At 38.3% G+C, this 16,668-nt stretch carries 11 protein-coding genes; 10 read left to right on the top strand and 1 reads right to left on the bottom strand.

Annotated elements, in window-relative coordinates:
* The first annotated feature begins 59 nt into the window (after positions 1-59).
* From thiC to MXE28_RS05335, 6 genes are all read left to right on the top strand, one after another.
* Entirely contained in the window at positions 60-1,415 is a 1,356-nt protein-coding gene (gene thiC, locus MXE28_RS05360; RefSeq protein ID WP_206512514.1) for a phosphomethylpyrimidine synthase ThiC, read from the top strand.
* 345 nt (positions 1,416-1,760) lie between these two features.
* Positions 1,761-3,296 (top strand): glutamine-hydrolyzing GMP synthase, encoded by a 1,536-nt coding sequence (gene guaA, locus MXE28_RS05355; RefSeq protein WP_127057944.1) that lies wholly within the window; start codon positions 1,761-1,763, stop codon positions 3,294-3,296.
* Positions 3,297-3,634: 338 nt separating this feature from the next.
* Complete coding sequence (locus tag MXE28_RS05350; RefSeq protein WP_226974311.1) at positions 3,635-7,918, top strand: hypothetical protein; 4,284 nt, start codon at positions 3,635-3,637, stop codon at positions 7,916-7,918.
* Between the two features lie 79 nt (positions 7,919-7,997).
* Positions 7,998-8,555 (top strand): RNA 2'-phosphotransferase, encoded by a 558-nt coding sequence (locus tag MXE28_RS05345; protein WP_127057941.1) that lies wholly within the window; start codon positions 7,998-8,000, stop codon positions 8,553-8,555.
* A 35-nt stretch (positions 8,556-8,590) separates the two neighbouring features.
* On the top strand, positions 8,591-9,061 hold the full coding sequence (locus MXE28_RS05340; RefSeq protein WP_127057940.1) for a DUF523 domain-containing protein: 471 nt from the start codon (positions 8,591-8,593) through the stop codon (positions 9,059-9,061).
* A 78-nt stretch (positions 9,062-9,139) separates the two neighbouring features.
* Complete coding sequence (locus MXE28_RS05335) at positions 9,140-9,874, top strand: DNA alkylation repair protein (RefSeq protein ID WP_206512513.1); 735 nt, start codon at positions 9,140-9,142, stop codon at positions 9,872-9,874.
* 135 nt (positions 9,875-10,009) lie between these two features.
* Here the strand turns inward: MXE28_RS05335 and MXE28_RS05330 are convergent, their stop codons facing one another.
* Positions 10,010-11,632 carry an L-lactate permease gene (locus tag MXE28_RS05330; protein ID WP_021840110.1) on the bottom strand — a complete coding sequence of 541 codons (1,623 nt, stop codon included), beginning with the start codon at positions 11,630-11,632 and terminating at the stop codon, positions 10,010-10,012.
* Positions 11,633-12,442: 810 nt separating this feature from the next.
* Between MXE28_RS05330 and dapF the strand changes: the two genes are divergently transcribed.
* The 4 genes from dapF (at position 12,443) to MXE28_RS05310 (ending at position 16,616) form a co-directional block, all read left to right on the top strand.
* Positions 12,443-13,273, top strand: coding sequence for a diaminopimelate epimerase (gene dapF, locus MXE28_RS05325; RefSeq protein WP_021840111.1), 831 nt, complete (start codon positions 12,443-12,445; stop codon positions 13,271-13,273).
* 28 nt (positions 13,274-13,301) lie between these two features.
* Entirely contained in the window at positions 13,302-15,035 is a 1,734-nt protein-coding gene (gene ptsP, locus MXE28_RS05320; RefSeq protein ID WP_226974312.1) for a phosphoenolpyruvate--protein phosphotransferase, read from the top strand.
* Between the two features lie 99 nt (positions 15,036-15,134).
* Positions 15,135-15,395 carry an HPr family phosphocarrier protein gene (locus MXE28_RS05315; protein ID WP_021840113.1) on the top strand — a complete coding sequence of 87 codons (261 nt, stop codon included), beginning with the start codon at positions 15,135-15,137 and terminating at the stop codon, positions 15,393-15,395.
* Positions 15,396-16,496: 1,101 nt separating this feature from the next.
* Complete coding sequence (locus tag MXE28_RS05310; RefSeq protein ID WP_226974313.1) at positions 16,497-16,616, top strand: ESPR domain-containing protein; 120 nt, start codon at positions 16,497-16,499, stop codon at positions 16,614-16,616.
* The last annotated feature ends 52 nt before the right edge of the window (positions 16,617-16,668 follow it).

The raw sequence follows: 16,668 nt of genomic DNA, 5'->3' as shown, positions 1-16,668 counted from the left end.
ATATCTTTTTAATATATTTCCATGGATTCGCGCTTAGGTATAGCGCAGAGGAGGCTAAAATGAATAGTTCGAAATTTACAGTAAACATGCAGGATGTACGCTTGGCAAAAAGTGAGGAGTACACGACGCAGATGGATGCGGCGCGTCGCGGTTTGGTGACACCGCAACTTAAAGCGGTGGCTGAAAAAGAACAGATGCGGTTGGACGATTTGATGGCTCTCGTAGCATCCGGTCAGGTAGCGATTCCGGCTAATAAAATGCACACCAGTTTGTCGCCGGAAGGGGTAGGTAAGAACTGCCGCACTAAAATTAATGTAAACCTTGGCGTGTCGCCGGAACACAATAATTTGGACGAAGAATTGGAAAAAGTGCGCAACGCCATTGCCATGAAGGCAGAAGCTATCATGGACTTGTCGAATTTTGGCAAAACCCAAGAGTTCCGTCGTAAGTTAGTCGATATGTCGACGGCGATGATTGGTACTGTGCCGATGTATGATGCGGTAGGTATGCTCGATAAAGATTTGAAGGATATTACGGTAGATGAATTCTTTGCCGTTATTGAACAACACGCTAAAGATGGCGTGGACTTCATGACCATTCACTGCGGTATGAACCAAAAAACGGCACAACGTATCAAAGACAATCCGCGTTTGACTAATATAGTATCCCGTGGTGGCTCCTTACTCTTTGCTTGGATGGAAATGAACAAGCAGGAAAATCCGTTCTACGAATATTATGACCGTTTGCTCGAAGTTTGTGAAAAATACGATGTAACCTTGAGCCTTGGTGATGCATGTCGTCCGGGCTGTACCCACGATGCCACTGATGCAGCTCAGATTGAAGAACTCATCACTTTGGGTGAACTCACTAAGCGGGCTTGGGAACATAATGTGCAGGTTATGATTGAAGGTCCGGGTCACATGGTGCTCAATGAAATTGCGGCCAATATGACCTTGGAAAAACGCCTTTGCCATAATGCCCCGTTCTATGTGCTGGGACCGTTGGTTACAGATATTGCGCCGGGCTATGATCATATTACGAGTGCTATCGGTGGTGCCATTGCCGGTTCGTGTGGCGCCGATTTCCTTTGCTATGTAACCCCGGCTGAACATTTACGTTTGCCAACCGTTGAAGATGTGAAAGAAGGCATCATTGCTACGCGCATTGCCGCTCATGCAGCGGATTTGGCTAAAGGCATTCCGGGCGCTCAGGCTTGGGACGATGCCATGAGTAAAGCCCGTGCGGAAGTGGATTTTGATACCATGATTTCATTGGCTATCGATCCTGAAAAAGCTCGCCGTTACTATGAATCCAGTAAACCGGAATGCGAAGGCACTTGTACCATGTGCGGTAAAATGTGCCCGGCTCGCACCATGAAACATATCTTGGCCGGGGAAGACGTGTCGATTCGATAGAGGTTTGTGATATAATCTATGTATAAGCAGAAATAAGAGGACGGAACGGGCAGCCGTCGCCGGATAAGGTGTAAGACCTTTGAGTAGGAGATGTGGGAGTGTCGCCCCACCTTAGTTTAAAATAGAGGTAACTGTAACTGCGGTTATGATTGCCTCTATTTTTGTTTGTCTGTGATGGACTAAACTGAGAATTTATTTTTTATAAGTTAGGCGAGACCTTGCTTTCTATGGTATAATAGATTGAATAAATACGTAATAGAACTATTTAAATGTAGCTATGAATATGATTTTGAAGTTTTGACAAAAGCGTAAACATAGGCAGTTGTTACATTAATGGAGGGCATAATGAACCAAAAAGAGCTTATTATCGTTGTCGATTTTGGCGGTCAGTACAATCAGTTGATTGCACGTCGCGTTCGTGAAAACCACGTTTACTGCGAAGTGTATCCATATGATAAAGCGGTTGCTAAAATTAAAGAATTGAACCCGATGGGCGTAATTTTCACAGGCGGCCCTAACAGTGTTTACGAAGAAAAATCGCCTCGCATTGAAGCGGAAGTGTTCGAATTGGGTATTCCGGTACTCGGCCTTTGCTACGGTATGCAGCTTATGGCACACACTTTGGGCGGCGAAGTTAAATCCGCTGATGCTCGCGAGTTTGGTAAAACCCCGGTAACAGTGAATACCGAGTCCCCATTGTTCAAAGGTCTCAGCGAAAACGAAACCGTATGGATGAGCCATGTTGACTATGTAGCATCCGTGCCGGAAGGTTTTGAAATCGTTGGTCATACGGCTAACTGCCCAGTTGCGGCTATGCAGAACGTGGAACGTAAATTATACGCTATGCAATACCATCCGGAAGTGCTTCACAGTGAACACGGCAAGGAAATGATTCACAACTTCTTATTCGAAGTATGCGGTTGCCATGGCGAATGGACAATGGCTAACTACGCTAAAACCGCGGTTGAAGACATTCGCAAAACTGTTGGCGACGGCAAAGTATTATTGGCTTTGTCCGGTGGCGTAGACAGCTCCGTAGCGGCAGCACTTATTTCTAAAGCTGTAGGCAATCAGTTGACTTGTATCTTCGTTGACCATGGTTTGATGCGTAAAAACGAAGGCGACGAAGTAGAAGCGGCGTTCAAAGACTCCGGCATGAACTTCATTCGTGTAGATGCATCCGACCGTTTCTTAGGTCGCTTAGCAGGCGTTGAAGAACCGGAACAAAAACGTAAAATTATCGGCGAAGAATTCATTCGCGTATTTGAAGACGAAGGCCGTAAAATCGGCGCCGTTGACTTCTTGGCACAAGGCACCATCTATCCGGACGTTATCGAATCCGGCGCGGGCGATGCTGCAGTTATCAAGAGTCACCACAATGTAGGCGGTTTGCCTGCAGTTGTTGACTTCAAAGGCCTTATCGAACCACTTCGCAACTTGTTCAAAGACGAAGTACGTGAACTCGGTTCCGAACTTGGCTTAGCCGACTATTTAGTATGGCGTCAACCATTCCCAGGTCCTGGTCTAGCCATTCGTGTAATGGGCGAAATTACGCCTGAAAAACTCGACATCCTTCGTGATGCAGATGCAATTTTCCGTGAAGAAATTGCGAACGCAAAACTCGATCGTTCCATCAATCAGTACTTTGCCGTATTGACCGGTACGCGTACTGTTGGCGTTATGGGTGATTTCCGTACTTACGATTACACCTTGGCACTTCGCGGTGTAACCACCACTGACTTCATGACAGCTGACTGGGCACGCATTCCGTATGATGTGTTGGACAAAATCTCCGTACGTATCATCAACGAAGTAAAACATATTAACCGTATCGTGTATGATATTACTTCTAAACCACCGGCTACCATTGAGTGGGAATAAGAGATAAATAACTTTATAATTGATATCTGAATGATAAGTTTGGATATATTAAAACCCTCGGTTCTTGAACCGAGGGTTTTGTGTTGTGTAAAATGATATGAATATAAGTTAATAATTAGGTTTGTATTTTTAAAAAGGTAGATTTTAAAAGAATAGCGAAAGTGAATAGTAGATTTTTCATGGAGATGAAGAATAATATGGAAGAATAAAATTTTGATATTCAAATAAATTGTGCTATCATACATAAATTTGCTACACTATTCTTATAATTTTGTATGTTATTGTTATCAGGTTAACCCTTGCTGATTTTTTATTATTTAAAGCAATGAGGTGAAAAGATGAATTGGACAAATTTTCAAACTTATAATGAGGCTCCAACTGAAGCATTTGAAACCCTATGCAATCAACTTTTTGAGAATTGGTGCAAAGAAACTTATGATAATGAACTATCTTCGTTTAGAGTGGTGAATGGTGCCGGAGGAGACGGTGGGGTAGAGTCTTATGCAGTTCTCTCTGATAAAAAAATGGTCGGTCTTCAGGCAAAATGGTTTACTAATAGTATTAATAGTAATCAAATGCAACAGATTAAAAATTCTATTAATACAGCATTAAGAGTTAGACCTACTATTGCTCGCTATATCGTGTGTATTCCTAGAAATCTAGGCTCTTTGACGGTTAATAGTAATAATACAGAAGCTAGTCGTTGGGAAAAAATAAAAAATGAAGTATTAAAGGATTATCCTGATCTTATAATAGATTTATGGGATGAAAACCGTTTGCTTCAAGAACTACAAAAACAATGCTCTGCTGGAATATTTAAGTTTTGGTTTGAACGAGGTGAGATTTCAGAAGAGAATATAGAATTTGCTTTTGAGAAGAGTAAAAATAGTTGGTTGAAAACTAAATATATTCCGGAATTAAATACTTTTGGTTATATCCATGATTCTATTACTTCTTATTTAGGCACGCCCGAATGGCGGATTAAATCGAAAAAAGTTTTTGAACATTTACGTAATTTATGTAATGAGTTTTATTCTGAATCAGAAAAACTAATTAATGTGTGTGGAGAAGTAGATGCTCAAACTGTAATGTTATTGAATGAGTTAAGAAAACAATTTCAATCAATAACAAATGAAATAGAAAATATTCAATTATGGCTAAGTAATGAGTCTATTATTCAGGCTACTTTTGATGAGAATTTTTTTGGTATAAATTTTTTTGCTATTATATCAAGACTTAAAGAAAGTAAAGCATCACACAGTCATTATTTTCATTTTTCTGCTGTTTTAAAGATTTTAGAGCAAATGAGTAATATACCAATTCAAGCGGAACTTGATTTACTCAATAAAGGGATTGACCGGAGAAGTATACTTTTCCTGGGAGAACCCGGGGTGGGAAAAACGCATGGGATAGCTGCTGAAGTAGATAATTTATTAAAAGAAGGATATCATGTTGCGATATTAATTCAGGCCCGAGATATTGCTGTAACAGATACATGGAAAGACATTATAAGCTCTAGCTTAGGATTATCAAACGAATGGAGTGAAGAAGAAATATGGCAAGGCCTAATGTCATTGGCAAGCCGAAAAAAATTTCATGCACTAGATAAGTCTGATGAGGTATTCGTTTTGCCTAAAATTGCAATTTTCATTGATGGACTTGATGAATCATGGCCTTATGAAAAGTGGATAGAACGAGTGCAAAGTACGAATGCGATTGTTAAGAAATATCCTTTGATTAGGTTTATCTTTACATCAAGGCCACATGTTTTTAGTGATAATAATATTGAAGGCAAGATAGTTAATATTGGTATAAGTGGTGATACTGCGACATGTAAATTGATTGATAGATATCTTAAAGCATATAATGTTGATATTTCGAATACTGAATGGATAAAAAGTGCATTGAACACGCCTTTGGCATTAAAGATTTTTTGTGAGATTAATCAAGATAAGGTAGTAGAATATCATTCAAGTGCAGATATTTCTATTTCTGCTTTATTAAGAGAAAAAATTAAACTGATTGAAATAGAGTTTTGTAAACAGGTGATTGATGCTACAAAAGCTGATCAATACATTTTTAAGTCAATTTTAAGATTAGCTAATTTATTCAAAAATAATTCAAGATTGAAAAGGGAAAATTTAATTAACACATTGAGGCAGGAATTGTCTATCGAGTTAAGTCTAGCTAAAAGTATAATTGAGTACCTTGAAAACTACGGAATATTACATCAATCTTGTGAGCATGAAAATGGAGTTCTTCCTCTCGATATCTATTATTGCGAGCCGGGAATCCAAGGCTATTTTGACTATGCAATGGCTTTGATGCTTATAGATGAGTATGAGAGACCACAAGATATTGACTTTAGCTCGTGTAAGGCATTGGAACACAATGCATATTATATATTAGCTATAATTTCAATTCAGAAATTTTCTTTTTTAATTACAGATAATCTATCTATTGACGCGACAATAAGTAATTCTTTTAAGACTGAGCTAATGTTTTTGGCATTACGCTTTACAAGGAAATCAGATGGAGAAAGTTATAAACTCCGCTTGTTTCAGATGATGACAGAGAACGCTGAAATTTTAAGAGCTATTACTAATTATATAGTATTGCCATTAGCTAGGGAATCGCAACATCCATTAGGAGTTTCACTTTTAAATGAGTTTTTACTTAGTTTTGAATTCCCGGCAGAGCGGGATATTTTATGGTCAGTACCTTGTAATTTAAGGGGATCTTATGGCGATAAGTGGTATTCTAGTTCGGAATTAAAACTAGAGCAAGACATGAATTTTTTAATAGATACTGACACGGCAGAAGGTCTGCCAACGGTTTATGCATGGGCTCTATCGACAGTGAATAATGTTATGCGCCAAAACTATAGGATAGCGCTTATGAAATGGGCAATTCAAACACCTGGAGAATTCTATAAATTATTTCTCAAATTTTCTTCTGTTAATGATCCGCAAATTCGAAACGATATATTTTCAATTTTAATGAGTCTATTATTTGAAAAAGACTATCCAGAATTACTTAAAGCTTCTGCTGATTGGTTAATGCAGAATATTTTAGGACTAGACCAGATTGAAAAAAATCGTGATATTGCAATAAGATATTATTCGACTTCAATTATTCGTAAAGCAATGGATAGTGGGGTGATTACTTCGAAAGAAGCAGATAATTATTTGCCACCATTTAATGCTACATCTACTTATATTGAATTAAGCGAAGAGGCGTTAAAAGGGACTCGTATGAGTGGCTATAAAGGCATTACATATGATTTGAGTCGATATGTTTTAATAGATTATTTAGACTATTATTTTTGTGATAGAAATAGAAAATTAGATATTAATTATAATACACTAATTGAAAATATTGCTAAGAATCAACCTAAATATATTAATATATCATCAGATCAGTTTATTTTATCTGCAGCATTTCAATTTATTACATCATGTGGTTGGAATGAAAGGGACTTTGAGTATTTTGATGTGGAGAATCATAAAGTATATGGAGTTGATTTTGCTATTAGTCAATCTTATAACCCTAATACTCATGGAAGTCAAAGCAGTGTAATGACTATTTGTGAAAAATATGTTTGGCAAGCGAGAAATTATATTAGTGGCTTTTTATCAGACCATATTTTATGTCATGAAAATAATGCTGCTTTCTATGTTTATGATTATAGTTTATTAGATAATTTTTATATTCCTGCATTAGAAATAGAGCCATTAGATTCTGAAAGAGTAAGAAATCTTTATTCATGGCATATTCCCGAAATGGAAGCGGTAATAATTTCAGGGAAATCTAATTCTCTTGATGAGGTAAAAAAAGCTGTTTATAATTCACCGGATATTACTTGGGAAAAATGGATACAGATAGATAATTTTCAACAACAATTTCCTATTGGAGAAGATGAATTACTTGTATTAAGTGGATATTCTCACTTTGAGGGTGAAGCAGGAGTAGAGACTAATCTTTATATAAATTCTATTTTAATAGATGAGGCTGATTTTGACAGTTTTATTCGTTTAGTGGAAACAGATATTAATATAGCTACTAGTATAGCAAATCCTGTTGATTGGTATGGTGGGATTAGTTTAAATAATGCTATTACACCTAAAGAAATATGTTGGATGCCTTGGAAGAAGAGATATGATAGTTCACTTACAAATCAACTACCAAATTTAAATATAAATTCTGCTGTAGATGAATGTATTTGTAATTTTCCTCAAATTGGTGATGTGAGTTATGATCTGCCATCTTTTCTAATTAGAAAAATATTACAAATTAATAATACTAATGGCTACGAATTTTATAGTGATGATAATAAGGTTAAGGCGATTAATATTATAATGGGAGAGAAATGGAATACAGAACAAGAGAATTTGCTTGTTACACGTTCTCTTTTAAAGCAGCTATTAGAAAAAGGGAAAAAACTAATATGGATTATGCGAGAGAATAGGCGAGAGACAAGAAAAGCTAGAGAGCGATTTGGCAATTTTGAGGTAGACAAGGATTATAGTTGTATAGGCTTTTTTTGTGATGAAGTTTTTTATGTAAAGCAGATTAAAAACAAAAATAGAAATAGAAATAGAAATACTATAATCAATGATTGAGATGCACTTTAGCAATTAAAATTTCTATATATAGGATAGGCGGAACTTGTTAAATTAATAAGTTAAGGGAGTGGATCTAATGCCGTATGACCATAACAGTATACCTAAAAACTTAATGCGCATGAGTAAATTCGTTAGTATGGTTCTGCGCCATAAACCTCAGGAAATTGGTCTTAAGCTTGATGAACATGGTTGGGCTGATGTGGCGGAACTACTGGAGAAAATGCAGCCGCGTCATGCCATAACTATGGAAATACTTGAAGAAATCGTACGGACGAATAATAAGCAACGATTCTCTTTCGACGAAAGTCATACTAAGATTCGTGCCAACCAAGGCCATACGATTGATGTAGATGTTGAGTTACAGGAGGCAATCCCTCCGGATATTTTATATCATGGAACCGGTGAAAAATCGGTAGCAGCTATTGATGAAAAAGGTTTATTGCCTATGAAGCGCTTGCATGTGCATTTATCAGGGGATGAAGAGACAGCTACACGAGTAGGTAAAAGGCACGGCAAACCGGTTATATACAAAGTAAAAAGTGGCGAGATGAGCCGTGACGGTTATATTTTCTATCTATCCGTAAATAATGTGTGGCTTACCAAGGAAGTGCCGGTTAAGTATCTGGAACGATAATTTTTTTGGAAGATTCCGATGAATAAGGAGTTTTTATGCCTAAAAAAATTTTAGTAAGTGCCTGTTTATTAGGAAATAACTGTAAATACAATGGTGGTAATAATTTCAATCAAGCTCTGGCCGAGTATATTGCTAAGCAAAAGAACCTTGATGCGGACTTTGAAGTAATCCCTGTTTGTCCTGAAGTATTGGGTGGTCTTTCGACACCGCGTATTCCGGCCGAGATTGTAGATGGCGTGGTAATAGATAAGAACGGTGTATCTGTAGATCAGGAGTTTCGGCATGGTGCTGAAAGAGCCCTTGATATAGCTAAAGAAAATAAAGTAACAATCGCCGTTTTACAATCACGCAGCCCATCTTGTGGGCCTAAAGAGATTTACGATGGAACGTTTAGTAAAAAGCTAATCGCGGGAGAAGGTATTTTTGCTAAACGCTTGCGTGAAGCGGGTGTCACGGTGATTGATGTGGAAGATTTGGAGACTCTTTTGAAGAATGAGCAATTATAACGGAGAAATTATAAAAGAATATCCGATTCTTTAGTGGCAAGATAAATAGGCACGATTAAACCTACAGGAGGTGTAGCAATGGCAATAGATATAACGAAGGAACTTTTAGCATTACAGGATTTAGCATATAAAGAATATACGGGCAAGGTTAATCCGGCGGTGCCACAGGAGAAGGTAATTGGCATCCGAATTCCTAAATTGCGTCAGTTGGCCAAGATGCTTTTGAAAGAGGCCAAACAGGCAGATAAATCAGAGCCGACACAGGTTAAATCTTTTTTTGCTGACCTACCTCATAAATATTTTGAAGAAAACTTATTGCATGCCATTTTGTTTTCCGAAATGCATGATTTTGATCAATTAATTGAAGCGGTGGAACGTTTCTTACCATATGTAGAAGATTGGGGAACTTGCGATACGATTTCACCTAAAATCTTTGCTCAACATACAAAAGAATTGGAACCGTTAGCCTTTAAATGGCTGAAAGATTCACATCCGTATACGATTCGCTTTGGGATTTGTGTCTTCATGTCCTATTTCTTGGGTGATTTGTTTAAACCGGATCAGGCTGATGCGATTGCAGCGATTCGTAGTGACGAGTATTACGTAAATATGATGACCGCTTGGTATTTTGCCACAGCTCTGGCGTTCAATTACGATGAGGCGGTGCCGTATTTACAAACGCAGCATTTAGATGATTGGACTCATAATAAAGCTATTCAAAAAGCGGTGGAAAGTCGCCGGATTACACCGGAACAAAAAGTGTATTTAAAATCGCTACGTATTCCGGCTAAGAAAAGCATAGGAAGTAAGTAGAATAGCAATAATTTTAAAAAGGCGATGAAACAAAAAGCCCTCGAGCCGTATCTCAAGAGATACGAGCCGAGGGCTAATTTTTTAACATAAACCGCAAGTTTTAAACTTAGGCGGTTATATCCATTTAGTTGTAAATTACAACAAGAATGATTGGATGTGTTCGATGAAGTTATGACCAAAGTAGGAAATAACGCCATTGGCCACGATGAAGATGATGAAGTATTTTAATACGGACACCATGATTACGTTGGCTTTAATGCTATCACGCAACTGAGTTGCTTTAGCAGCGTCAACTTTGTTGCTTTCGATATAAGCATCTAATGCAGGAGCAACGGCGCCGATAGCGATGGCGATACTCTGAGGGGAGAACATTTTACCAATACCGGCTGCACCGGAGTTAATAGCAGCCAACCAGAGTGGTAAGTCTTTGTATTCAGGAGCCAAGTCATGAGCAGCTGCCAACTGCAATGGCCCAAAGAGTACGTTCGCATTTGTACCGGAACCGGTCAAGAAGGCACCAAGCGCACCAACGAGTGGAGCAAAGGCCGGATACAAGGAACCGGTAGCAGCTACTAAAGCTTTTGCAATATCGGTAGTCATACCGGAGTAAGTCATCAATTTAGCAGTAACTACTACGGAGATAATGGTTAAGTACGTGAATTTCAAGTTAGCAAATGTTTTGCTCAATACGCCAAACATTTCACCAAAGCTGGATTTCTGAACAGAACCGCCGATGAAAGCTGCGATGAAAATCATGATACCAGGGGTTGCAACCCACATGAAGGTGTAAGGTTTAGCGCCAGGACCTTGGTAAATCGGTACAGCCGTTTTAATCGTGGAAAGCGGACCGTTAATAGCCGGTACCAATTTGGAAGTTAAAATCAAGAGAATTACGATTAAGATGAATGGTAAAGCCGCAACGAAGCCGTCTTTTGCGCTTACAGATGTTGTTGCTGTAGATTCAACTTTGTATTCAGGGTCATTAGTAGGTAAGTATTTAGCACCTAAGATAATAACGCCCATGATGATAACGGAAGAAACCATTACAGATAATTCAGGGCCGGCTGCTGCATTGATTAATAACTCAGGCACAGCTAAAGCCAAACCGGATAATAAGGTAATGGTGAAAACGCCTTTTAACGCTTTGAAACCGCCACCGATGATACCAACAACGAAGAATGGAGCAATTACGTTAAGAATAAATAATTGCGAGGAAATGAAGGTACCGAGATGAACCGGATCAAGGTTGGTTAAGGATGCCAACGTCGTTGTCGGAATCGCGATGGAACCGAAAGTTGTCGGTACGGAGTTAGCTACGAGACAAGCTAAGATGGATTTGAGCGGGTCAAAGCCTACAGCTACCATCATAGCCGCCGGAATCGCTACGGCAGTACCGAAGCCGGCCATACCTTCCATGAATGCGCCGAAGCCCCAAGCCAATAATAAGGCGAGGATACGGGTATCGGAAGTAACAGAGGATAACATCAATTTAATGGTTTCCATAGCTTTCGTATGAACCACTAAGTTGTAAGTGAAAATAGCAGCGGTAATAACGAGTAAAATAGGCCATACCGCAAGAGCAACACCTTCTAAGGCGCCGGAGAACATAACGCCTGCACCTTTTTCAAAGTAAGTGATAGCAAGAATAAAAGAGCCGATAGCGGCGATACCGCAGGCTTTCCAAGCCGGCATTTTAAGAATGGCTAATGCGACGATTAACCATAAGATTGGCAGTAATGCTAAAAATGTTGTCAACATTGGTGCAATCATCCTTTCACGCTTAAACGCAGAGGGTAACTTACTTAAAGTAACAAGTTATACTAAGCATTTTATTAAGATTAGCGTCTATATAAGGCCTTACGTGTATATTATGAAATAAATTCCTAAAAGGCTTATATCTACAAATTAAAATAATAACGTATGATAAAAAAATTACTTAGTATTGAAAACCTATCTTTTAAAGAATTGTGTCGTACAAAAACAATATAGTTAAAAACTTATACAGTTTGCATACATTCGGTTAAAACAAAACGTTAGACTGTTGGGGGACCTCCTTTTTACAAAATGATAAGAGTATAAACAATGGCAAGGCACCTTGTAATATAGGTATCATATTACATAATAGTTGGGGACTAATCTAGGTGATTTCCTTGTGATTGTGTACACTCTATAGAAAAGTTTGTCAGATTAGGATAATGTCAGTATAGCATAGAAATCAAAGAATTGGAATACTGCACTATTCAGATTAGTTATAATGTATGCATGATAATACCAAATGGGCATTGAAAATAGACTTTTTACAATTTCTGATTTCTGACATAAGACTTTCTAATATGATTTATTGTGAATCAATGTGATTTTTATTGATTGATTATGAGCGTTTTATATGATTATCATGCTTCAAAGTGTGATATAATATAACTCAAATAAGAGATTTTCGGTAACAGGCAATTTTAGAAGAGATTTAAGAATATTTTTAACCGGATACTATAAAGTAGTTATGTAAAATATAATATTATAGTAAAAATATAGTAAAGCATAAAAATTGCAGAAAATAGGAGATATATTATGAGAGTTACAAAAATGCATGGCCTTGGCAATGATTTCGTGATTATTACGGAGCTTGCCGGTGGCAATAAAGATTATAGCGAGCTGGCTAAGCGTCTTTGCCATCGTCAAACAGGCATCGGTGCAGACGGTTTGATGGTGGTAGTGTCTTCGGATATTGCCGATATACGCATGCGCATTATTAATGCCGACGGCAGTGAAGCAGAAATGTGCGGTAACGGAATTCGTTGTTATGCTAAGTATGCGTATGAACACGGCATTATGACAAAAGAAACGTTTACCATTGAAACGTTGGCGGGCATCATGAAACCGACATTACATATCAAAAACGGCAAGGTTGAACAGGTAACCGTTGATATGGGCAAACCAAGTTTTGCCGCCAAAGATATTCCTATGGATACCGATTTGCCGGAAGTTATGAATTTCCCGATTACGGTGGATGGCGTGGAATATAAAGTGAGCTCTGTGCTTATGGGCGTACCTCATACGGAAGTATTTGTAGAGGATGTAACGAAGGTGCCTCTTTTGACATTAGGTCCTAAGATTGAGAAACATCCGTTATTTCCGCAAGGCACGAATGTTAACTTTGTTGAAGTAGTGGATGATACTCATATTAAAGTGCGCACCTGGGAACGCGGTGCGGGCGCAACCCTTGCTTGCGGCACCGGTTGTTGCGGTAGTGTGGTTATGGCACATCAGAATGGTTTTACCGGTCGCGAAGTCGACGTGGCAGTATATTTAGGGACATTGCATATTCGGTATGCTGATGACGGTACCGTATTCATGACGGGGCCGGCGACCGAAGTGTTTGAAACCGACATTGAACTTTAAAGTGTAAGAACGATTGCGGAGGAACGATATGGAGCAGGTAACACTCAAAGGGATTTCCGGAGCACGCGGTGTTGGCACCGGTACAGTGTATGTGTATAAGCAAGAAGCCATTGTAATTGAAAAACGTGTGATTACTGCAGCCGAAGTGGAGGCTGAAATCAGCGCCTTGGAATCGGCTATTCAGTTGACAATTGAACAGTTGAAAGCCATTGAAGAGCATGCCCGAGCTACAATGGGGAAGGATGAAGCCGCCATTTTTGAAGCGCATGGTTTAATCGTGCAAGATCCGACCCTCAGTGACAGCATTAAAGGGCAGATTAAAGATGGCTTGCAATCGGCCGCAGCTGCTGCCGAACAGACAATCAATACCTTTGCGGATATGTTCCTGGCCATGGAAGATCCATACATGCGTGAACGCGGTGCCGATATTAAGGATATTGGCGATCGGTTAATGCGTAATTTACTTGGCATGAGCCCGCGTGGCTTAGCTCATTTGACCGGTGAAGTGATTCTGGTGGCCGAAGATTTAACACCATCCGATACGGCGGCGTTGAATAAAAATATCGTTAAAGGTTTGGTGACGGCCAGTGGTGGCCCGACCAGTCATGCCGCTATTATGGCACGTACGTTGGAAATCCCGGCCGTTATGGGCTTAGGGGACATTTCTGTTTTTGAAAACGGTGAAAAAGCGGTTGTTAAAGGCACGGAAGGTGAAGTGTTGCTCCACGTGAGTGATGCCGATTTTGAAACATACACCGCCGAAGCTAAGGCATATCGTGAGCATCTCCAAGTATTAAAAGAGTCGGCTACCTTACCGGCCGTAACCAAAGACGGCAAAGAAATTTTGCTCTTCGGCAATGTAGGCAAGGCGGAAGATGCATCCCATGCCTGCCATTTAGGTGCTGAAGGCATCGGTTTATTCCGCACCGAATTCTTATATATGAAAAACGATGAACTGCCATCTGAAGAGATGCAGTTTGAAGCGTATAAAAAAGCGGTTGAACGCCTTGGTGGGCGTCCGGTTATTATTCGTACTATGGATATCGGCGGTGACAAGGAACTTAAATGCTTACAGTTGCCGAAAGAAATGAATCCATTCCTCGGCTATCGTGCCATTCGTATCAGTTTAGATCGGACGGATATTTTTAAAACACAATTGCGCGCAATTTTGCGTGCCAGTGCGTTTGGCGATGCTCAGATTATGTATCCGATGATTGCCTCGGTAGAAGAAATTAAAGCCGCTAATGCGGTTGTGGAAACGGCTAAAGAAGAACTGCGAGCTGAAGGTATCGCCTTTAATGAAGATATTCAAATCGGTATTATGGTTGAAATCCCGGCGGTGGCTGCAGCGGCCGAATTATTCACGCCGCATGTGGATTTTTTCAGTATCGGCACCAATGATTTATGCCAGTACACCTTAGCGGTGGATCGTATGAATGAAAATATCGGTCACTTATATCAGCCGTTGCATCCGGCCGTATTGCGCCTCATTAAACATACGATCGAAGCCAGTCATGAGGCGAAACAGATTACCGGTATGTGTGGTGAAATGGCCGGTGATCCGGTGGCGACTATGATTCTTTTGGGACTTGGCCTCGATGAATTCAGTATGAGTGCCTCGGCGATTCCGGTAGTTAAGAACATTGTTCGTTCCGTAACTGTTGAAGAATGTAAAGCCGTTGCAGAAAAAGCACTGACTATGAGTACCGCTTCCGAAATTGTGGCTTACGCCAAATCGATTTTGGCTGAAAAAGGCTTATAAAAATAAAAACATTGCTATAATGGCAAAATTTATATTAAGATATAAGGGAAGAAACCTATTACTGTCCCTTGTTGATTTTACTGAAGGAAGGTATCCGATATGACTGAAAAAGTAGTAGTTATTACCAATGAATCCGGTTTACATGCGCGCCCTGCCACGCTTTTTACGCAACTGGCCGCTAAATTTTCTTCGAAGATTACGATTTCTTCCGGTGAAAAACAAGCTGATGCTAAATCTATTTTGACTGTATTAACTTTGGGCGCTACTAAAGGTTCTGAAGTAGTGTTAAAAGCTGATGGTCCTGATGAAGCTGAAGCTGTTGAAAAATTAGCTGAGTTCTTAACTTCTCATAACGACTAATTTTATATTTCAAATATAAAAATTTTTGCAAAAATCAGAAAAAATTTTAATAATTATATATTGTTAATTAGTAAGACGCTGTTATAAAACAGCGTCTTTTTTTGTTTGTTTTGAATTATGCTATATATAAAAACTTCGATTTATGAATTTTAACTGATATTATATCGATTATAAAACTAATAGTTGCTAAAAATGAATTGATTATGAAAATGTGATGTCGACACGGATAGTGATAATTATAAAAATTCTCAAAAGTGAGTATAAAAATACATAAAACTTTATATTCAATAGATTATGGTAGTGTGAAAACGGGGTTGTTTATCGATAAATATGTACTTGAGAAGTAATATTTGATGGCTGAGGTTTAGTATGACAAGACATCACAATAATTATATAATATTAAAGTTTAATTTATAAGGGTTTTATGGATTTAAGATGAAAAATGAATTTTTATCTCAAGAATATACATCGTTCTAATTGATAAAATATTGACTGTCTCTTTGTAGAAGACTGATAAAAATTTATGTAATGTGTAATTTTGAATATAAAAATAAAATATATCATTAATAAATTGCCGTTTAAACCTATTGTTATCGTACATTTTAGATGTTTTGAGTTTATAAAAATTATAACAAAATAAAAAATAAAGTTGACGGTGAAAAATTTAGTCTTTTGTAGTTGAATATGAAAATGAAAGGTGATAAAATGAATATAGAATTAAGATGTGTATAGTATAAATTTAGGGAAAGTTAAATGAGATAAATAATAATCGATTGGTTAAATAGGGTTATATATCTCATGAAAGTATTTTGAAAGGGGATGGTAGTAATTGAATATTTATTTATATATAAATAATAGGATTAACTGACATATATCAACACAAGATGTGATAAATATATGTTGATAATCAAATAAATGGTATTTTTTTATTTTTAAGGGAAAGATTATTAACGAATTATGGATGATTTGTGGGAGCCAATCATCCGAAATAGTTAGGAAGCGATGTAATTTTATATTAATTTTTGGGAATAATTTTTTGAAAAATATCGCTACAAACTAGTAATTAGGGTTGTGTGTGGGTAGGTAAAGGAGTTACAGAGTATGAATAAGGTATTCAAGGTAGTATGGAGCAAGACAAAGGGTATGTATGTAGTAGTGTCTGAATTGGCTAAAAGCCATCAGAACGGTAGCACAAAACGAATTAAGGGTGTAGTGTTGTGAACCGACCCCTTAAAGTTAGACCTAAAAATCTAATTTTAAGGAGGTCGGTTTT

The sequence above is a fragment of the Veillonella sp. KGMB01456 genome, from assembly GCF_023051165.1.
GTDB lineage: Bacteria > Bacillota > Negativicutes > Veillonellales > Veillonellaceae > Veillonella_A.
Note: the sequence above shows the minus strand (reverse complement) of the source record. Positions and strands in the feature narration are given on the sequence as shown.